We start from the raw sequence: 18,827 nt of genomic DNA, 5'->3' as shown, positions 1-18,827 counted from the left end.
CGGAGGCGACGGCGTCCTCATCTGCTGACGTCCTCGAGCGGGAAGTCTGGGGCGCGCGAGGCCCCGTGGATAGACCCGCTTGCGCGCACCGTTACCGGCACCGACGTGAGACCGACCTCGGGCATCCGCGCATAGGTGTAGGGCCCGTGGGTGGAGAAGACATCGGTAGCGGCAAGCAGTTCCTCAAGCGCAACGCGGATCGCCATGCGGGCGAGCGGCATGCCGACGCATCGGTGCGGTCCGCGACCGAATCCGAGGTGTTTGGCGACGTTCTCACGCCCGAGGATGAAGGTATCGGGGTCTGCGAACACGCGCGGATCCCGATTCGCCGCCGCGTAGGGGAGAGTCACGGGAACGCCAACGGGGATCGTTCTGCCGCGGACGTCGGTCGGCTTCGACGCGGTGCGCGCGAACCCGCGATACGGCGCGTACAGTCGCAGAAACTCCTCGATTGCGGCCGGGATCAGCGCGGGATCTCTTCGCAGCCGATCCTGCAGGTCGGTGTCCTCCGAGAGATGGCGCAGTGTCGAACCGAGCAGGATGGGCGGTGCAACCATTCCGACGACGAGGCTCTGGCGCAGGCATCCGACGAGATGCTCGTCTGTCAGCGGTTCGCCGTCAATGCGCTCGGCAAGCAGCGAGCTCGCAGGATCCTCCTCGACGGGGAGCGGCTCTTCGCGTCTGCGACGCACGAGATCGCGTGCGATGTCGTACATCCTCTCGCTCATCGCCGTCGTGGTCTCGCCATCCTGCTCGCGCCAGGCGGTGATCCAGGCAAACGAGGTATCGGCGAGATGTGGCGCGATGTGTGGTTCCAAGTTGAGCCACTCGGTGGTGACCCAGGCCGGAAACTGCACGCCGAAGCCGGTGGCGATGTCGCCCTCACCCGTCTCGAGGAGCGGGCGCAACGCCCGCCGCGCATGTTCGCTGAGAGCGGGCTCGAGACGTTCGAGGCGCGATCGCTGCAGTGTGCGCTCGAGTGCGCGGCGAAACGGAGTGTGAGCCGGGGCATCGAAGTTCAGCGGCGGGCGCCTCAGACCCCGCGGGTCGCTCGGAACCACAGCGCGCACAGACGAGATGAAGGTGACCGGATCCATGGCTGCCGCTTTCACGTCGTCGTAGCGGGTGAGAGCGTAGAAGCCACCGTATGCCGATGAGTACGCGACGGGGCACTCCTCGCGCAACTGCGCATACATCGCGTGGGCCGCCACCGGATTGTCATCCGCCGTCAGGTCGAAGTCGTCTTCCACGCGCACCTCCGGATCGTTCTGCCCCCATTAGCATTACAGCTAGGGTGCCGACCGGACGAAAGTTTGTCAAGTGTCACGGGGCATCGCCTGTCGTGGCGGAATTTGATATATCAATCGGGTTGATATTCCCCGAAGGTAGTGCCATTCTCGTACCGACCCGCGTTTCGGCGGGATCCTGACGACGATGGCGTTGGTAAAGGGGAAGGCGATGACGCTTATGACGCACAGATGGACGCATGCCGCCGCTGCACTGGCAGTGGGAACGCTCGCTGTCACGACGGTCACGCCGGCAGCGGCCGACGAGACAGACAAGACGATCGAGGGGTTTCTCGCTGATTCCACCCCGTACCGCTTCGTCGTTCCGGAGGACTGGAACGGCACAGTGTTCGTCGACCTCGACTTCGCGTCAGGAGGCCCGTCCGAATCGCAGCAGGCGCTCATCGACGACGGCGCAGCCTACGGCGGAACGACACGCGACGTGACCGGCTGGAATCTGCGGGGTGCGGTCGACAACCAGATCGAGGCCTTGGATGCGTTTGCCGCCACAGCCGGCGTGCCGTCGAGGGCGATTGCGATGGGGCAGTCGATGGGCGGCATGATCGCCGCGACGACAGGCGAGCTGCATCCCGATCGCATCGACGGCGTCGTCGCTGGATGCGGCGGCCTCTCGGGCACCGTTTCGCAGTGGAACCAGAAGCTCGACACGGTGTTCACTCTCGGGCAGCTCATCGATCCGACCCTCCCCGTCGTCGACATCCCCGACGACATCGAAGCAGCCCGTGCCCTGTGGCAAGGTGCCCTCGCCGAAGCGCAGCAGTCGCCAGAGGGCCGCGCGCGCATTGCGCTCGCTTCCGCCATCGGCCAGTTGCCCGCCTGGTCGCAAAGCGTTGAAGATCCCGATCCGAAGGATCCGCGCCAGTACGAGGCAGGCTGGTACGGCTCCCTCTCCGGTGACCCGCTGCCATACATCGGTCAGGCGATGAGCAGTCGCAAGACGAGCACCGAGGTGTTCGGCGGACTCCCCTCGTGGAATGTCGGCATTGACTACGCAGAGCAGCTGCGCAAGGCGTCGGCCGAGTCGCGCCGCGTCGTGAAGGCGCTGTACGACGAGGCGGGGCTCTCCCTCAAGGACGACCTCGCGACAGTCAATGGTGCAGAGCGAATCGAGGCCGACCCCGATGCGGTGGAGCGCTTCGCCGCAAGCTATGAGTTCACGGGCGACATCTCTGTTCCCACCCTCACGCTGAACGCCGTGGGCGATCAGATCTCAACGGTCGCCCAGCAATCCGCATACGAACAGCGCGTGAATCGGGCCGGCAACGCACCGCTCCTTCGCCAGACCTACGTCGGTTCCGCCGGCCACTGTGCATTCAGTGACGCCGAGGTGGTCACCGCAGCGAACGTGCTCCTCGACCGCCTCGACACGGGACACTGGGGCGGCTCCACTGCGGTTCACCATCTGAACGCAGCTGCAGAGGCACTCGACATGGGCGAGGCACGGTTCCTCAATTACCGCCCCGACCGCTTCAACCGGTGATCTCGGTCGTGTGAACAACGCCTCAGGGAAGGCCGAACAAACTCCTACGCCCAGTCGTGAAGGACGATCTTGCCCGCGACCCGACCGCTCTCGACAAGCTCGTGCGCCTCGCGAAGCGTGGCTGCCGTGATGGGAGAAAGAGCGCGCGTCGTGGTGGCGCGAACGCGACCTTGATGCACCAGCCTTGCCACCTCGTTCAGAAGCTGGTGCTGTCCGATCATGTCGTGAGTCTTGTATTGCGGCTTCGTGAACATGAGTTCCCAGTGCCACGCGATGCTCTTGCCCTTCAACGGCGAAACATCACGCGGGCCATCGTCGATCGCAACAATGTGCCCGAATGGCCGCACGATCTCGGCATAGGTTTCGATCTGCGCTTCCGAGTGGGCAGTGAAGAGCCAGTCCACGCCGTCCGGGGCGATGGCCGAAACCTCAGCTGTCATGTTCTCCCTGTGGTTCACCGCATGCTCAGCACCGAGCTGTCGCACCCAAGCGGCGCGATCAGCGCTCGAAGCCGTCGCAATTACCGTGACGTTCGGCAGCAGCGCTTCGACGAGCTGGATCATGATCGACCCGACTCCGCCTGTCGCTCCGACGATCAGCAGCGTTCCGAACGACTGCTCGGTGAGCTGGAGCCGGTCGAACAGGCTTTCCCACGCGGTGATCGAGGTCAGCGGAAGGGAGGCCGCGTCAGCGAACGACAACGTAGCTGGCTTTCGTCCGGTGCTTCGCTCGTCCACGGCATGCAGTCGCTGGTTCGAGCCAGCGCGATCGTTAGTCCCTGCATAGAACACCTCATCACCCGGGATGAAGAGCGTCACCTCAGATCCGATATCGCGCACAATGCCCGCAGCATCGAAACCGAGGATTCGAAAGCCGTTGGCGGATGCGCCAGCTCGCAGTTTGACATCCACGGGGTTGACCGAAACAGCGTTGACTTCGACAAGCAGGTCGTGTGGGCCGAGTTCGGGTATCTCAACGTCCTTCTCGATGAGTGCGCTCGGGTCAGTAATCGGCAAGTTCTTCTCGTAGCCGATGGCAGTTGTTGTGGTCATATTCCACATCCTGCCGCACGGGTGCCAGTTGCTGTCAATCGCACTTGGCGTCCATTGGCTACGACGAACCATGATTCAGGATGCGGGAGAGTGCGAAGGAAACTGACGTATATGCGGCGATGTGCTCGCGGATGTTGAGTGACCGGGCCACCCGACATTCAGATCAAACTGTGGACGCAATGGAGCGCTGCGGGAACAGACGACCACGCGTCGAGAGACTTGTTTCAGCGCGGAAACAAGGCGCGCACGACGATGCCAGTCTCGACGGTGAGGCTGATGACCCGCTGATCGCGGCGTCGGCGCACCCAAAGAAACGAACTCGAACACGACTCACGGACGAGGAAGTGGACGCCATGCGAACAGCCCGCGCGAACGGTCTCAGAGTGACCGCGCTCTCCCACCAGTTCGGGGTCCACCGCAGCACGGTGTGGGCGAAGACGAAGTGAATTCATACGCGAGCGACGCTTCGGTGAGTTCCGGCCGTATTCCCCTCAATTAGAAGCCAACATCGGACGTTGACTCGGTGAGGGAGGCCGTCTACTGCAGCACCGCCCAGTGCCTACGAGTTTCGCAGATAGCTTCGCGCATACGCCTTCCGAGAGGCCTCAAAGACCCATGACTTCCTTCTTCTTCACGTCGAACTCGTCCAGAGACAGAATCCCCGCGTCGACCAAATCCTTCAGCTTCCTGACGGCCTCGATCTGCTCATCGAGGGACAGACTCGGCGCAGGGGCGCCGGGAGCAACAACCGGCGCTGCCGGTGCAGCCGTCAGCGGGTTGATCGCCTGGGCGAGGTTCATGCCAAACAGCATCCCGCCGCCATCGCCGAGTCCGTGATCCTGAACTCCCTGCGCAACCTTCTGCTGCGCGGCGACGTTCGATCCCTGCTGTGATATGCCTTCGAACGCCGAGAGGTTCATCTTGTTCGCGGAATACTGCTTGACAAGCTCCCGCGACTCGGGTGAGAACTCGATGCTCTCGATACCGACCTGAACTACGTCGAGTCCGTACCGTGTTATCCAGGAGCCAAGCGCAGAGTCGTCGTCGGCAATCAGTTCGGCGATGGCCCCCGCCTGCGAGGGCAGTTCGGAGATGCGATGCGTCGCCGAAAGCGAGTTGACCACGACGAGGAACGCCTGCATGAATTCGGAGGAGATTTGCTGGCGAGCCTCGGCACTGTCGAATGCGTAATAGCGTGCGTTCGCAGGTAGGAAGTTCCGAACGAAAGCGACGGCATCGACGACGCGTAGGGAGAATGTACCGAATGCCAGGAGCTCCAGGTCGGCTCCATAGAACCTGTCGTGGTAGACCATAGGTCCGCGCGTACCAAACTTGAGCCCGCGAATCTCGCGCAGGTTAACAAAGGCGAGGTACTTCTGATCCGAGGTCTGCCCGCCGTAGCCGAAGCGGTCGACGGTCTGCTGCACAATCGAGGAGGTGAAACCATCACCGCTGAAGACGCTCGGCTGTCCCGCCCAATACTCGTACCCGCCCGCTTGGGTGACAACCTCCTCGATACCCGCCCGGCTGAAGATGAAAGCAGCGGTGTTCTCGGGGACAAAGATCTTCGAGCCGTTGGAGATGACGTCAGCAGAACCTTTAAAGTTCGTCCCGCGCCCGTTGTTGGTCTGCTGATAAACGCCCGGGGCGACCACCGTGTACTCGGTGAAGTGTCCGGCTGTGATGATGTCCTTCCACTGATCCGCGAAAGTCCCACCGAGAGCGCCGGTGAATGCCTGAATGATTCCCACTGGTTATTCCTTCTATCCGGTGTTCACAGTTGCTGAGCAGAGCCGCAGTATTCGCAGGTGGTCGCCTGGCCTTGGAAGCCAGCCACTGGAGCGCCGCAGCCACGGCACTTTTCGGCGACCTTCACGGGAGCCTCCGACTTGGAGCCGAGCTTGGACTTGAAGACGCCGAGCGTGTCCTTCAGGACGCCGGCCACCATCTCTGCACCGGGGAGAGCCATGCCTGAACTTTGCTGCACAGGCGCTTCCTCGCCGGTGACGACCTGGTTGATCTTGGCGATCCACTCGTTGAGCTTCTTCTTGCCACCCGTTTGGAAGGCAAACTTCTCTTGCCCGTTCAGGAAGTAGACCTCCAAGAGGTCCGTACCGTTCGAGGCCTTGCCGATCACGGCCTGCGCCTGCTGGCCGTACACCTTGATCTGGTTCACGGGGAACGTCAGGACACCCTTCGAATTGCCGAACATGCCCTTCTTGAGCAGCACCAGGTTTAGGTTGGTGAGCATTAGCTCATCCGTGTACGCCGACCAGAAGCCGCCGTGCATGACGCTCTCATCCTTGAGTAGCACCACTTCGTTCGGTTGCAAGTTGTACTTTGCTGCCACTATCTTTCCGTCCCATCTGCACTGCCGCGGAGGCCATCGCAACTCAGACCTGGTCTTGTGAGCAGCGATCCTGAACCACTGCAAAACCACACGGGTTGCATGGTTCTCATCGACAGTGGGGGCGTCATCTCGACGATCCGGTCGGCTTGCTCGTGATCCGTCGGCTTCGGCACTTTGGGCACTGGCCCGGTACACCGAAACCTGCGCGCGACACCCAGTGGTGCCCGCAATCGAGGCAGTCTGCGATGTAGGTCTGGGGTGGCTTAGGCGGACGACCCACGACGTTCCCCCTCCCGAAGCTCATTTTCATACATAGTATGTCACTGAAGGCCTGCCCGTAGTCTTCAAATCTTTGAACCCCACACCGCATCGCGCACACTTGTTCGGCAGTTCGGCTGTGCGCTCGACGCGATTGTGCTGTCGCGTCGCCACTGCTGGGCCCGCTTACGCTTTCGCCGACGCCGTGCCTCGTCAGCGTTGACCTCGCTCACCAGAATGAGGAGTCGCTTCTGTATCGCGCGTACTTCTTGGTCGGACTCGTCCTCATCTACCGCGGCAAGTTTCGCGAGTAGCATGGTGTTGAGTGTTGGGAGCGCTACGCCGCGGTGACCCGCTACAAGGGTGCCCTGCATCCTGGTGTGCACGATCCCAGCGCGGAACCGGCACTGTTCGACAAGGTGCAGTCACTGTTGCGGGCGCAGACGGCGAAGATGACCCGTCATGTCCAGCACGCCCACCACCTCAAAGGGTTGCTGCACTGCGGCAGCTGCAGATCGAGGATGCTGCTCGACTTCGCCACCAACCCGCGCGGCACGACCTACGCCTACTTCGTCTGCTCTGGCCGGGCCGCGAAGAAGACCGGCTGCACCCGGCGGGCGGTGCCGGTCGCGGTCGCGGAATGCCTCGTCGCGGACTACTACGCCTCGATCACGATCTAGTGACACCGCCTACCGTCACCTCGCCGCACAGGTCGATGCGGCGTTCGACACGCGCATGGCCGGCCGGGACCAAAAGATCGGCGACCTCATGGCGAGCCGGGCGAAGCTTGAAGCCGAGAGCGACAAGCTGCTCGCCGCGCACTTCGCCGACGCCATCGACCTCTCCACGCTCAAGAGACACCAAGACCGCATCCGTGCCGGCCTGGCTGACATCGAGCACCGCCTCGCCCAGCACGACCAACAACACGCCGGAGGTCGGGCGTTCCTACACGACTCCCTGCGGCTACTCACCGGCGCGCACAACGCCTATACGCACTCCGACGACGGGAGCAGGAGGCTGGCGAACCAGGCATTGTACGCCCGGCTTGAGATCACCGATGACGAGCAACTACGCCCGTACCTCGCGGAACCCTTCGCGACCATCATCCACGAGGCGGACGAAGGCAAGAAAGCCAAACGGGAACACTCCACATGTCCGATGTGGCGTGTTCCCGTAAGACACTTTGGGTGGAGCCTAGGGGAATCGAACCCCTGACCTCCTGCTTGCAAAGCAGGCGCTCTACCAATTGAGCTAAGGCCCCCGAAAATGAGAGATCAAGAAAACGTGACTCCCAAAGTGGGGCTACCAGGACTTGAACCTGGGACCTCTTCGTTATCAGCGAAGCGCTCTAACCGCCTGAGCTATAGCCCCGTTTTTGACCAGATTCGAGATTACCCGAAATAGTCACGATTTCCCAATCGAAAACCGCTCTCCGGCACGCCGGGAGTGTCGAGATCAGTTGTTGGTGAAACCGACGAGCAGTCCACCCGTGATCTTGACCGCCAGGTTGTACAGCGCGGCCGCAAGAGCACCGAGAACAGTCACGATCACCAGGTTCAGAATCGCCACGACAAGAGCAAAGCCCATCACCCGACCAAGACCGATGATCGTCTCAAGGCCGTCCTTCGAACCGGTTACCTCTTTGTAGAGGCTGGACACCTGATCGAAGACACCGGTCGCATCGAGAACGGTGAACACCAGAAAGAAGAACACGACAGTGATTATCGCCACAGCGATCGCTATCAGGAACGACAGCTTCAGTGCCGACCAGAAGTCGACATACACGAGCTTCAGGCGCACCTGCTTACTCGACGGCTTTCGCGCTGACTTCTTAGCCAGTTTGTCGGCAACGCTTGTCATTCTTACTCTTCCTGTTTCGGAGTTTCGGGAGCCTCAGCCCCCTCCGACGAGGCGGCTTCCGCGTGCACGGCTTCCGCGTCGTCTTCCGACTCCTCATTCTCAAGCTGTCTATCGCTGTTCTTAGCCAACGCAAGAATGCGATCGTTCTCCGCGAAGCGCGCAAAGACCACACCCATTGTGTCGCGTCCCTTTGCAGGAACCTCGGCCACGGCAGAGCGTACCACCTTGCCGCTGGCAAGAACCACCAAGACTTCGTCGTCTTCTCCGACGATCAAGGCGCCCGCGAGGTTGCCTCGATCTTCGTGAAGTTTCGCCACCTTGATGCCGAGTCCGCCTCGGTTCTGCAGTCGATACTGATCGACATGGGTGCGCTTGGCGTAACCGCCTTCGGTTGTGACAAACATGTACCAGCCACCGTCATCGGGAACCCAGGATGCCGAGAGAAGCTCATCGCCCTCACGGAATGACATGCCCTTCACACCAGACGTCGAACGGCCCATGGGACGCAACGCTTCGTCTGTCGCGGTGAAGCGCAGCGACATTCCGTGACGTGAAACGAGCATGATGTCTGTGTCTGAATTCACCAGAAGGGCAGAGACGAGCTCGTCACCCTCGCGCAAGTTGATCGCGATGATGCCACCGGTGCGATTTGTGTCGTAGTCGGTGAGTCGTGTCTTCTTCACCAAACCGGAACGCGTGGCGAGAGCAAGGTACTCGGCAGCCTCATAGTCGCGGATGTCGAGGATCTGAGCGATCTCCTCGTCAGGCTGGAGCGCGAGGAAGTTCGCCACGTGCTGGCCCTTCGCATCACGACTTGCCTCTTGCAGCTCATAGGTCTTCGCGCGATACACACGACCCTTGTTGGTGAAGAACAGCAGCCAGTGGTGCGTCGTCGTCACAAAGAAGTGCTCGACGACGTCGTCCGCACGCAACTGCGCCCCGCGAACACCCTTCCCGCCGCGGTGCTGCGAGCGGTAGTTGTCGCTGCGCGTGCGCTTGACGTAGCCGCCGCGCGTCACGGAGACCACCATCTCCTCTTCAGGAATGAGGTCTTCGATCGACATGTCGCCGTCGTAGCCGAAGAGAATCTCGCTGCGGCGATCGTCGCCGAAGCGGTCGACGATCTCGGTGAGCTCCTCAGAGACGATGGTGCGCTGACGTACTTCATCGGCAAGGATCGACTTGTACTCGGCGATGTCCTTTTCGATTTCGGCGAGCCGGTCGATGATCTTCTGACGCTCAAGTGCGGCAAGGCGACGCAGCTGCATCGCCAAGATGGCATCTGCCTGCAGCTGATCGATCTCGAGAAGCGCAATCAGCCCCTCGCGTGCTTCATCGACGGTCGGCGACCGACGAATGAGCGCGATAACCTCATCGAGCGCATCAAGTGCCTTCACGTAACCACGCTGGATGTGCGCGTCGGCTTCGGCCTTCCTGAGGCGATACTGGGTGCGACGCACGATCACTTCGATCTGGTGTGCAACCCATGCTGTGATGAACCCGTCGAGCGCAAGAGTGCGCGGCACCCCGTCGACGATCGCCAGCATGTTCGCGCCGAAGTTCTCCTGCAGCTGCGTGTGCTTGTACAGGTTGTTCAGAACAACCTTGGCGACAGCATCCCGCTTGAGCACAATGACGAGTCGCTGACCCGTGCGTCCTGACGTCTCATCGCGCAGGTCGGCGATTCCGCTCAGCCGACCTTCCTTGATCATTTCCGCGATCTTGATCGCGAGGTTGTCGGGGTTCACCTGGTACGGCAGCTCCGTGACGACAAGGCAGGTGCGACCCTGAATCTCCTCAACGTTGACAACGGCACGCATGGTGACGGAGCCACGGCCCGTACGGTACGCGTCGTGAATTCCCTTGACACCCAGTATCTGGGCGCCGGTTGGGAAATCGGGCCCCTTGATGCGCTGCATCAGAGCCTCAAGCAGCTCTTCGCGCGGAGCCTCCGGGTGCTCGAGGTGCCACAACGCTCCCGCCGCGACCTCACGGAGGTTGTGCGGAGGAATATTCGTCGCCATTCCAACGGCGATGCCGACGGAACCGTTGACGAGCAGGTTCGGGAAGCGCGACGGCAGAATCGCCGGCTCACGCGTGCGACCGTCGTAGTTGTCTTGAAAGTCGACGGTGTCTTCATCGATGTCGCGCACCATCTCGAGCGCGAGCGGAGCCATCTTCGTCTCGGTGTATCGCGGAGCAGCCGCACCATCGTTGCCCGGTGAACCGAAGTTTCCCTGGCCGAGTGCGAGCGGGTAGCGAAGGCTCCACGGCTGAACGAGGCGAACGAGAGCATCGTAGATCGCCGAGTCGCCGTGCGGGTGGAAGTTTCCCATGACGTCACCGACGACGCGGGCGCACTTTGAGAACGCCTTGTCTGGCCGGTATCCACCATCGAACATGGCGTAGATGACGCGGCGGTGAACGGGCTTCATGCCGTCGCGCACCTCGGGGAGGGCGCGCCCGACAATCACGCTCATTGCGTAGTCGAGGTATGACCTCTGCATCTCGAGCTGCAGGTCCACCTGGTCGATGCGACCGTGGATGCCGAAGGATTCTCCCTCGCCCGATTCGTTCTCTGGAGTCACGTCGTCGTTAGATGTCAAGGAAGCGCACGTCCTTCGCGTTCTTCTGGATGAAATTGCGGCGGGATTCGACGTCCTCGCCCATCAGAATGGAGAAAATTTCGTCGGCGGATGCTGCATCGTCAAGCGTCACCTGGCGCAGCGTTCGCGACTCGGGGTTCATTGTGGTGTCCCACAGTTCCTTGTAGTCCATCTCGCCGAGGCCCTTGTAGCGCTGAATGCCGTTGTCTTTCGGGATGCGCTTGCCGTTCGCCTGCCCGTGCACGAGAAGAGCGTCGCGCTCCTCATCGGAGTACACGTAGTCGTGCGGCGCATTCGACCACTTCAGCCTGAAAAGCGGCGGCTGCGCGAGGTAGACGTACCCCATCTCGATGAGCGGACGCATGTAGCGGAACAGCAGCGTGAGCAAGAGCGTCGTGATGTGCTGGCCGTCCACATCGGCATCCGCCATGAGCACGATCTTGTGGTACCGGGCTTTAGAGTCATCGAAGTCCTCGCCGATTCCCGTCCCGAACGCCGTGATCATCGCCTGAATTTCCGTGTTGCCGAGCGCGCGATCGAGTCGTGCCTTCTCCACATTGAGCACCTTGCCCCGCAGAGCGAGAATCGCCTGCGTTTCAGGATTGCGCCCCTGCGTCGCGGAACCACCAGCCGAGTCTCCCTCGACGAGGAAGATCTCGCTGACCGTCGGGTCTTTCGACTGGCAGTCCTTGAGCTTGCCCGGCATTCCGCCACCCTCGAGCAGCCCCTTGCGGCGCGCCGTCTCGCGGGCCTTTCGCGCCGCCATGCGGGCGGTTGAGGCCTGAATCGCCTTGCGGATGATCTCTTTCGCAGAGAGCGGGTTGCGGTCGAACCAATCGCCGAGCTCGTCCCAGACCACCTTCTGCACGAACGCCTTCGCCTCGGTGTTGCCGAGCTTGGTCTTGGTCTGACCCTCAAACTGCGGTTCGGCAAGCTTCACAGAGATCACGGCGGTGAGACCCTCGCGAACGTCATCGCCCGAAAGGTTGTCGTCTTTCTCTTTCAGGATGCTCTTGTCGCGCGCGTACCGGTTGACGAGCGTGGTGAGTGCCGCACGGAATCCCTCTTCGTGCGTTCCGCCCTCGTGCGTGTTGATCGTGTTCGCGTACGTGTGCACGCTCTCGGTGTACGCGGTCGTCCACTGCATCGCGACCTCGAGCGCGATCTTGCGCTCCGTGTCTTCGGTCTCAAACGAAATGATCTCGTCGTTGACGAGGTCTCCGCGCTTGCTGCGATTGAGAAATTCAACGTAGTCCACGAGTCCACGCTCGTAGTAGAAAACCTCGTGCGGAACCTTGCGCTCGGCCGTCGTCTCGGCCTCGGGGTCGATTCCCTCGACCTCGTCGTCCGCAATATTGAAAACGCCCGTGTCGAGGTGGGGATCGTCGAGCTCCCTGCTTGGGCGCTCATCGCGCAGGCTGATGCGCAGGCCCTTGTTCAAGAACGCCATCTGCTGAAACCGGGTGCGCAGCGTGTCGTAGTCGAACTCAGTAGTCTCAAAGATTTCGTCACTTGGCCAGAACGTGATCGAGGTGCCCGTGACGTCTGTCGCTTCACCCTTCTCGAGGGGAGCATCGGGGGCACCGTCGTGGTAGCGCTGACGATAGACATTTCCCTGTCTGCTGACCGCGACGTCGAGCCGTGTTGACAGGGCGTTCACAACCGAGCTGCCGACGCCATGAAGGCCACCTGATACCGCATAGCCTCCGCCGCCGAACTTACCGCCCGCGTGCAAGACCGTCAGAACGAGCTGAACTGTCGAGATGCCCTCGCGCTCGTGAATATCGACGGGGATGCCGCGACCGTTGTCGACACAGCGGACGCCGCCGTCTTCGAGGATCGTGACGTCGATGGCGTCGCAGTACCCGGCAAGCGCCTCATCGACAGAGTTGTCGACGATCTCCTGAACCAGGTGATGAAGGCCGCGCGGTCCCGTGGAGCCGATATACATACCCGGCCTTTTGCGAACTGCCTCGAGCCCCTCAAGAACCTGAATATCGTCAGCGCCGTAATCGTTTGTGCTCTCGCCGCTCTTCGGTTCTGATGACATAAAAAGTTGGCTCCAAACCGTCGCGAATTCGACATTTCAGTCTACCAAATGAGACTGGGAAAAAGGCGCTCAACGCCCGTTTGAGCGCCTTTCTTGCCGAGATCCACCAGATTTGTCACCTTAACCGTAGGTATCGCGCACACCACGGCCCTGAACCGATCTGGGGCCACGTTTGAATGACGGGACGTTGGGGCCTTGAAAACGGATGCTCTCAATGCCCGCTTCCGGAAACCGGGTTGCGATGCGCCCCAGAATCTCCACGCGCATCAGCCTGAGCTGCGTTGCCCACGCTGTTGAGTCGCACTTTACGGTGAGCAATCCGCCTTCGATTCCGACGGGTTCCGAATGGGCCGCCGTGCTGTCGCCGGCGACCTCGGCCCAGCGGTTGATGAGCTCGGCCTGCGAGAGGGTCGAGTCCCAACCGAGGCGGTTCGTCAGCGTATTCATGACGTCGCCGATGCCCTTGGGGTCCCTGCCTGAACCAAACGGCCTGCTCGATGCTCCGTCTTCATCAGAGCGCTTCCCGCGGCCGCGACTCCTCTTGCGTCCGCCGAAGGTCTCTTTGAAACGCAGGTAGACACGCGTCGATTCCGTTTCTTTCTCAGCCATCGACGATCGTTCCCGCAGTGATGTGAACGGTGTGGGCGGTGAGCTGCTCCGGAATGTCTTCGATTACCGCTGCGGTGATCAACACCTGCTCAAAATCGGCCACGGCCTCGGCCAATCGTGCGCGTCGCCCCTTATCAAGCTCGGCGAAAACGTCATCGAGCATCAGCACGGGATCGCCCGAATAAGAGTCGCGCCTCAGAAGCTGCGCCGACGCGAGCTTGAGCGCGAGCGCGAACGACCACGACTCTCCGTGACTCGCGTACCCCTTCACTGGAAGGTTGTTCAGGGAGAACAGCACGTCATCCCGATGCGGTCCGACCAGCGTGAGTCCGCGTTCGAGCTCCTGGGTACGGCGCGCTTCGAGGGCCGTGCGAAACCGCTCCGGCGTCGTCAGGCTTCCGGATGCTGTGGCAGCATCCGCCTGATTCTGACCGTCGTCGTCTTCGGCATCCCTCCCCGCAAGAGAAAGAAGCGGTTCGAGCCCCGGGCTATGGTCGTCGTCGACGACCTGCGCATACGCAGTGGCGAGGGGTTGGCGGAGCGCATCGACGAGGGCAACACGCTCGTCGATGATCTCGCTGCCTAAGGCAATGAGCTTGTCATCCCACACCTCGAGGGTGCTCAGCTGTGCCCCGCGCAATCCCGACGCCCGAGCAGACTTCATCAAGGTGTTGCGCTGCTTGAGCGTTCGTTCGTAGTCCACAAGCACGCCAGCGAGGCGCGGTGTTCTCAGCACGAGAAGCTCGTCGAGAAAGCGGCGGCGGGCGCCGGGGTCGCCCCGCACAATGCCGAGATCCTCGGGCGCGAAAAGCACGCTCGAGAAGTACCGGGGCAATTCTCGGGGTTTGATGACGCCGCGATTCACCTGGGCCTTATTCGGACCAGACATGTTGATCTGCACCTCGACAAGCATGTCTCTGCCGGCGTGGTGCAGTTTCGCGCGCACGACAGCAGCATCTTCACCGGCTCGAATGAGCGCCTTGTCGGTTGATACCCGGTGAGAACCGAGCGTCGAGAGATACGCGAGCGACTCGACGAGGTTCGTCTTGCCCTGCCCGTTGCGGCCGATAAACAGATTTGCGCCAGCCTGAAGCGTCACGTCAGCTGTCGCGTAGTTGCGAAAATCGCTGAGGTTGAGGTGCGTGACGATCACGCGTTCCATCGTAGGCGGTGCGCGTGACGTTGTTCACGTTGCCGCCGATTCCGGATGCTGTCAGTCGTCGGACTTCTTCACGTCATGCCCGCCGAACTGATGCCGCAGTGCCGCGACGGCCTTCATGGCGGGAGAATCCTCCTGCCGTGAGACGAACCGAGCGAAAATCGACGCCGAGATCGTCGGAACGGGCACGGCGTTGACGATGGCCTCTTCGATCGTCCACCGTCCTTCTCCGGAATCTTCGACGTATCCCTCAATTTCCGAGAGATCGTCGTCTTCGTCCAACGCGCGAACGAGCAGCTCGAGCAGCCACGAGCGCACGACAGTTCCGCGCTGCCATGCCTTGAAGGTGCCGGGAACGTCCTTCAGCAGATCGCTGCGCTTCTCGAGCAGCTCAAAACCTTCGGCATACGCCTGCATGAGCGCATACTCAATGCCGTTGTGCACCATCTTCGCGTAGTGGCCGGCGCCGACCTCTCCCGCATGAACGAATCCCTCGTCGCGCGGTCCCTCAGGGCGCAGTGCGTCGAAAACAGGCATGACGCGCTGAACCTGCTCTTCAGGCCCGCCGACCATCAGGCCGTAACCGTTGTCGAGTCCCCAGACACCGCCGGAGACACCGGCATCGATGTAGTCAATGCCCTTCTTTTCGAGCATCTCATTGTGACGAAAGTCATCGGTGAACTTGCTGTTGCCGCCGTCGATCACCAGGTCGCCCGCGTCAAGTCGCAGCTCGAGATCGGTGACGACAGAATCCGTGATCGTGCCCGCCGGAACCATCACCCAGACGGTGCGAGGCGTTGGGAGTGCGGCGACCATCTCATCGAGACTTTTCACATCGCTCACATCGGGATTCGGGTCGTATCCGGTGACTTCGACGCCCGCTGCGCGCAGGCGCGTGCGCATGTTTGATCCCATACGACCGAGTCCAACTAATCCGATGTGCATGACAGTCACCTTTCGTCAGCCGATTGAGCTGCGATCAGCGCAGCAGGAGGTTCGGCTGCAGCAGGTACTTGTAGCTGTCTGCACCCGGTTGATCCTTTGATGACTGGCTCGTGATGAGCATGGGTCCCGGCTTGTTCGTGTTCTCGGATTTCGTGAACGAGAAGCGAACAAACTCGCTGCGCACGGCGTTCAATCCGTCGATCAGGAACGACGGTTTGAGCGAAAGCACGATGTCGTCTCCCGTCAACAGCGCATCCACCGACTCAGAAGCCTGTGCCTGCTCAGATCCAATGGCTTCCATCGTGAGTCCGTCGATGCTGAACGAGAAGCGAAGTGCGGCTTCACGCTCGAGCACGAGCGAAACGCGACGCACGGCCTCAATGAGTTCCGATGTGTTGATCACAGCGTAGTTATCGACGTTCTCGGGGAAAAGGCGTCGAACGGGTGGGAACGACCCCTTGATCAGCAGCGACGTCACAGTCTTGCGATCGACGGAGAACGAGACAAGCTCGCGATCGTCCTTGTTCGCGAATGAAATCGAGATGTTTCCGCTGTGCCCGAACGTCTTGCCGACTTCCTGCAGCGTTCGTGCGGGAACCAGCGCCGTGAGCGCTTCGTCACCGGTGATGTCGCTTCCATCCCAATCGATCGCGCGAACGGCAACGCGGTATCGATCGGTTGCGACCATGCCAAGGCTGTTGTCGTTCACTTCGAGCTGCACGCCGGTGATGACCGGAGTCACATCGTCTCGGGATGCCGCAACCGCGACCTGTGCCACGGACGTAGCGAACTCCTCCCCCGGAACGAGCCCTGTCTGACCTTCGACCTGGGGAACAGTTGGGTACTCCTCGACGGGCATCGAAAGGAGCGTGAAGTTTGCGGAGCCGCACGTGACAAGAATCTTATTATCGTCTGTGGCGAAGTTGACGGGTGCGTTCGGCAGGCGACTCGCGATATCGGCGAGTAGGCGACCGGAAACGAGAATCGTCCCCTCCTCCTCGACTGAGGCGTCAATCTCAGTCTGCGACGACACTTCGTAATCGAAGCTCGACAGCCGCAGCCCCGACTCCGTCGTCTCAATCAGCACACCGCTGAGAATGGGCAGCGTTGTTCGCTGCGGGAGCAGTTTGACGGCAAATGAGACGGCTTCGCTCAAGACATCGCGGTTGACGCTGAAACGCACGTGGTACCCCTGTCGAACTCGACGGACAAGTCGCACACCATGCTAGCCCCACAACGCACATGGAGAACCTGTCATTCCAAGATTGGGGCTTTAGCGGTCAAGGTTCCCGCATAAATACTGTTTAAGTAATTCTCTTAACGGGCTTAACCGTTGTGGAAACTGTGGATAAGTTCCGACACGCCTGGAGATATATGGGAACTACACGCGTGTGAGTTGTTCACGCGGTGTGGGATCCGCGGAATTACACGGGTGTGGGCCCTGGCCGTCGAGGTGGCTAAATTCACAGGCTCAGCGATCTTGTCCCCATATGAAGGTGAGTTTTCCGGATCTTCTCCACAAGTTATCCACAGGCCATAACAAAAGGCCCGGTGGATCAGCGGTTTCCCTGCTTGATACGGCTTGTGAGCTCGGTCACCTGGTTGTAAATTGACCGGCGCTCTTGCATGAGGTCGCCGATTTTCTTATTTGCGTACATCACCGTTGTGTGGTCGCGATTGCCGAAAAGCTGGCCGATCTTCGGCAGCGAGAGGTTGGTGAGCTCGCGGCAGAGGTACATGGCGATCTGGCGCGATGTCGCGACGGCCTGCGAGCGACTTGACCCATAGAGGTCGTCGACGGTGAGCTTGAAGTACGCGGCTGTCGTATTGATGATGTCGACGGGCGAGATCACGTTGTCTTCGTCGAGGGTGATGATGTCTTTCAGCACCGTCTGCACGAGAGACATGTCGACGGCCGTGTGGTTGAGGCTGGCGAATGCGGTGACACGAATGAGCGTCCCCTCGAGTTCGCGGATGTTGCTCGAGACCTTTGACGCGATGAACTCAAGCACTTCGTCGGGAATCTGCAGCCTCTCGCTTTGCGCTTTCTTGCGCAGAATGGCAATGCGGGTTTCGAGGTCAGGAACCTGAACATCGGTGATGAGGCCCCACTCGAAGCGTGAACGCATCCGATCTTCGAAGCCGGTGAGGTGTTTGGGCGGAAGGTCGCTTGTGATGACCACCTGCTTGTTGTGGTCATGAAGAGTGTTGAACGTATGAAAGAAGGCTTCCTGGGTCTCTGCCTTGTTCTGCAGAAACTGAATGTCGTCGATCAGCAGAATGTCGATGTTGCGATAGCGAGCCTGAAACTCTGGTCCTCGGTTGTTCGCGATCGAGTTGATGAAGTCGTTCGTGAATTCTTCGCTCGAGACATATCGCACACGAATGCCGGGATAGAGGTTCATCGCGTAATGGCCGATGGCGTGCAGAAGGTGCGTTTTTCCGAGACCCGAGTCGCCATAGATGAAGAGAGGGTTGTAGGCCTTCGCCGGTGCCTCAGAGACCGCGACGGCCGCGGCGTGCGCGAATCTGTTCGATTGTCCGATGACGAAATTGTCGAATGAATACTTGGGGTTCAGGCGTGTGTCGTTCTGCCGTGCGGGAAGCACGGAGTCCGGCATCGAGTACGACGGCTTCTCTTCCTGCTGGGCAGGGCGACCTGGCGCTTGACGGGGCTCTGCAGCGAGGTCGTATTCTCGCTCGATGATCTCGGGGTTGACGACGACGGCGAACGTGGATGCTCCGTGAGACTCTTCGATCGTGTGAGCGAAGGCCTCAAGAATCGACGCCCGCATTCGAGCGTTGAGCTGCCCCGCCGTAAACTCGTTCGGCACCTCGAGGTAGAACGTTCCTCCCATGATTCCCTTGGGAACGACGAGGCTCAGAAACCCCTGCAATGGAGGGGTGATGCGTTTATCGTCGGCGAGTGCATCCAGCACAATCTGCCAGGTTCCGGCAACGTCCTGTTGCTCGTCAGACATCTATTCCCCCGTACTTATCCACAGCGTTATCCACCGATTTAACCCCCGTGAGCCCGTGAACGCACGCGGGCGATCGTAGGGCTGTGGATAACTAGATCACATCACGCTAGTCTGAGGAAGAGGCCGAGGCAAAATTCCGCGAGATTCCGGTTGGGTCGACTCGGTGTGTC

The 18,827-nt window shown here is 60.8% G+C and carries 17 protein-coding genes and 2 tRNA genes; 4 read left to right on the top strand and 15 right to left on the bottom strand.

Annotated elements, in window-relative coordinates:
- Window positions 1–17 precede the first annotated feature (17 nt).
- A complete protein-coding gene (locus tag HCR84_RS00085; RefSeq protein WP_244972532.1) occupies window positions 18–1,250 on the bottom strand; it encodes a cytochrome P450 in 1,233 nt (410 codons plus the stop codon).
- 184 nt (window positions 1,251–1,434) lie between these two features.
- On the opposite strand from HCR84_RS00085, the gene HCR84_RS00080 reads away from it, so the two are divergent.
- Entirely contained in the window at window positions 1,435–2,787 is a 1,353-nt protein-coding gene (locus HCR84_RS00080) for an alpha/beta hydrolase (protein WP_244972531.1), read from the top strand.
- Between the two features lie 44 nt (window positions 2,788–2,831).
- Here HCR84_RS00080 and HCR84_RS00075 read toward each other — a convergent pair whose 3' ends face one another.
- Window positions 2,832–3,839, bottom strand: a complete 1,008-nt coding sequence (locus tag HCR84_RS00075; RefSeq protein ID WP_166983092.1) for a zinc-binding alcohol dehydrogenase family protein — start codon at window positions 3,837–3,839, stop codon at window positions 2,832–2,834.
- A gap of 138 nt (window positions 3,840–3,977) precedes the next feature.
- Between HCR84_RS00075 and HCR84_RS00070 the strand changes: the two genes are divergently transcribed.
- Window positions 3,978–4,127: a hypothetical protein gene (locus HCR84_RS00070; protein ID WP_166983093.1), complete on the top strand. Its 150-nt coding sequence runs from the start codon at window positions 3,978–3,980 to the stop codon at window positions 4,125–4,127.
- A gap of 317 nt (window positions 4,128–4,444) precedes the next feature.
- Here HCR84_RS00070 and HCR84_RS00065 read toward each other — a convergent pair whose 3' ends face one another.
- The 3 genes from HCR84_RS00065 to HCR84_RS17510 form a co-directional block, all read right to left on the bottom strand.
- Window positions 4,445–5,590, bottom strand: coding sequence for an SPFH domain-containing protein (locus tag HCR84_RS00065; protein ID WP_166983094.1), 1,146 nt, complete (start codon window positions 5,588–5,590; stop codon window positions 4,445–4,447).
- A gap of 23 nt (window positions 5,591–5,613) precedes the next feature.
- A complete protein-coding gene (locus HCR84_RS17515) occupies window positions 5,614–6,189 on the bottom strand; it encodes a hypothetical protein (protein WP_218043596.1) in 576 nt (191 codons plus the stop codon).
- A 344-nt stretch (window positions 6,190–6,533) separates the two neighbouring features.
- Entirely contained in the window at window positions 6,534–6,764 is a 231-nt protein-coding gene (locus HCR84_RS17510; RefSeq protein ID WP_166983095.1) for a hypothetical protein, read from the bottom strand.
- A gap of 30 nt (window positions 6,765–6,794) precedes the next feature.
- Between HCR84_RS17510 and HCR84_RS17555 the strand changes: the two genes are divergently transcribed.
- A complete protein-coding gene (locus HCR84_RS17555; protein WP_244972530.1) occupies window positions 6,795–7,127 on the top strand; it encodes a recombinase zinc ribbon domain-containing protein in 333 nt (110 codons plus the stop codon).
- Between the two features lie 55 nt (window positions 7,128–7,182).
- A complete protein-coding gene (locus HCR84_RS17550; RefSeq protein ID WP_244972529.1) occupies window positions 7,183–7,662 on the top strand; it encodes a hypothetical protein in 480 nt (159 codons plus the stop codon).
- On the opposite strand, the gene HCR84_RS00050 is transcribed toward HCR84_RS17550, so the two are convergent.
- From HCR84_RS00050 to dnaA, 10 genes are all read right to left on the bottom strand, one after another.
- A tRNA-Ala gene (locus HCR84_RS00050) sits at window positions 7,636–7,708 on the bottom strand. The two genes, HCR84_RS17550 and HCR84_RS00050, sit on opposite strands and share 27 nt — an antisense overlap.
- A 36-nt stretch (window positions 7,709–7,744) precedes the next feature.
- Window positions 7,745–7,818: transfer RNA gene (locus tag HCR84_RS00045), tRNA-Ile, on the bottom strand.
- 84 nt (window positions 7,819–7,902) lie between these two features.
- Window positions 7,903–8,307 carry a DUF3566 domain-containing protein gene (locus tag HCR84_RS00040; RefSeq protein WP_166983096.1) on the bottom strand — a complete coding sequence of 135 codons (405 nt, stop codon included), beginning with the start codon at window positions 8,305–8,307 and terminating at the stop codon, window positions 7,903–7,905.
- Window positions 8,308–8,309: 2 nt separating this feature from the next.
- Entirely contained in the window at window positions 8,310–10,895 is a 2,586-nt protein-coding gene (gene gyrA, locus HCR84_RS00035) for a DNA gyrase subunit A (protein WP_166983287.1), read from the bottom strand.
- A 7-nt stretch (window positions 10,896–10,902) separates the two neighbouring features.
- Window positions 10,903–12,963: a DNA topoisomerase (ATP-hydrolyzing) subunit B gene (gene gyrB, locus HCR84_RS00030; RefSeq protein WP_166983097.1), complete on the bottom strand. Its 2,061-nt coding sequence runs from the start codon at window positions 12,961–12,963 to the stop codon at window positions 10,903–10,905.
- A gap of 120 nt (window positions 12,964–13,083) precedes the next feature.
- Window positions 13,084–13,572, bottom strand: a complete 489-nt coding sequence (locus HCR84_RS00025; RefSeq protein WP_166983098.1) for a DciA family protein — start codon at window positions 13,570–13,572, stop codon at window positions 13,084–13,086.
- The gene (gene recF, locus HCR84_RS00020) at window positions 13,565–14,725 is read right to left on the bottom strand and encodes a DNA replication/repair protein RecF (RefSeq protein ID WP_166983099.1); all 1,161 of its coding nucleotides are present in this window, start codon (window positions 14,723–14,725) and stop codon (window positions 13,565–13,567) included. The genes HCR84_RS00025 and recF overlap by 8 nt, the downstream gene beginning before the upstream one ends.
- Before the next feature lie 60 nt (window positions 14,726–14,785).
- Window positions 14,786–15,676 carry a phosphogluconate dehydrogenase (NAD(+)-dependent, decarboxylating) gene (gene gnd / locus HCR84_RS00015; protein WP_166983100.1) on the bottom strand — a complete coding sequence of 297 codons (891 nt, stop codon included), beginning with the start codon at window positions 15,674–15,676 and terminating at the stop codon, window positions 14,786–14,788.
- 34 nt (window positions 15,677–15,710) lie between these two features.
- The gene (gene dnaN / locus HCR84_RS00010; protein ID WP_166983101.1) at window positions 15,711–16,859 is read right to left on the bottom strand and encodes a DNA polymerase III subunit beta; all 1,149 of its coding nucleotides are present in this window, start codon (window positions 16,857–16,859) and stop codon (window positions 15,711–15,713) included.
- A gap of 373 nt (window positions 16,860–17,232) precedes the next feature.
- Window positions 17,233–18,534: a chromosomal replication initiator protein DnaA gene (dnaA, locus tag HCR84_RS00005; protein WP_434063563.1), complete on the bottom strand. Its 1,302-nt coding sequence runs from the start codon at window positions 18,532–18,534 to the stop codon at window positions 17,233–17,235.
- Window positions 18,535–18,827 lie beyond the last annotated feature (293 nt).

This window comes from Paramicrobacterium fandaimingii (genome assembly GCF_011751745.2).
GTDB classification, from domain to species: domain Bacteria; phylum Actinomycetota; class Actinomycetes; order Actinomycetales; family Microbacteriaceae; genus Paramicrobacterium; species Paramicrobacterium fandaimingii.
The sequence above is the reverse complement of the archived record's forward strand: the minus strand, read 5'-3'. Positions and strand labels throughout refer to the sequence as shown.

Bases quoted from the DNA above. Each gene is read 5' to 3' on its own strand.
- dnaA (WP_434063563.1), bottom strand. From the start codon at position 18,534: ATGGGAGGAACGTTCTACCTCGAGGTGCCGAACGAGTTTACGGCGGGG.
- HCR84_RS00075 (WP_166983092.1), bottom strand. From the start codon at position 3,839: ATGACCACAACAACTGCCATCGGCTACGAGAAGAACTTGCCGATTACT.
- HCR84_RS00080 (WP_244972531.1), top strand. From the start codon at position 1,435: ATGGCGTTGGTAAAGGGGAAGGCGATGACGCTTATGACGCACAGATGG.
- HCR84_RS00025 (WP_166983098.1), bottom strand. From the start codon at position 13,572: ATGGCTGAGAAAGAAACGGAATCGACGCGTGTCTACCTGCGTTTCAAA.
- HCR84_RS17510 (WP_166983095.1), bottom strand. From the start codon at position 6,764: ATGCTACTCGCGAAACTTGCCGCGGTAGATGAGGACGAGTCCGACCAA.
- HCR84_RS17550 (WP_244972529.1), top strand. From the start codon at position 7,183: ATGGCCGGCCGGGACCAAAAGATCGGCGACCTCATGGCGAGCCGGGCG.
- gyrB (WP_166983097.1), bottom strand. From the start codon at position 12,963: ATGTCATCAGAACCGAAGAGCGGCGAGAGCACAAACGATTACGGCGCT.
- HCR84_RS00040 (WP_166983096.1), bottom strand. From the start codon at position 8,307: ATGACAAGCGTTGCCGACAAACTGGCTAAGAAGTCAGCGCGAAAGCCG.
- gnd (WP_166983100.1), bottom strand. From the start codon at position 15,676: ATGCACATCGGATTAGTTGGACTCGGTCGTATGGGATCAAACATGCGC.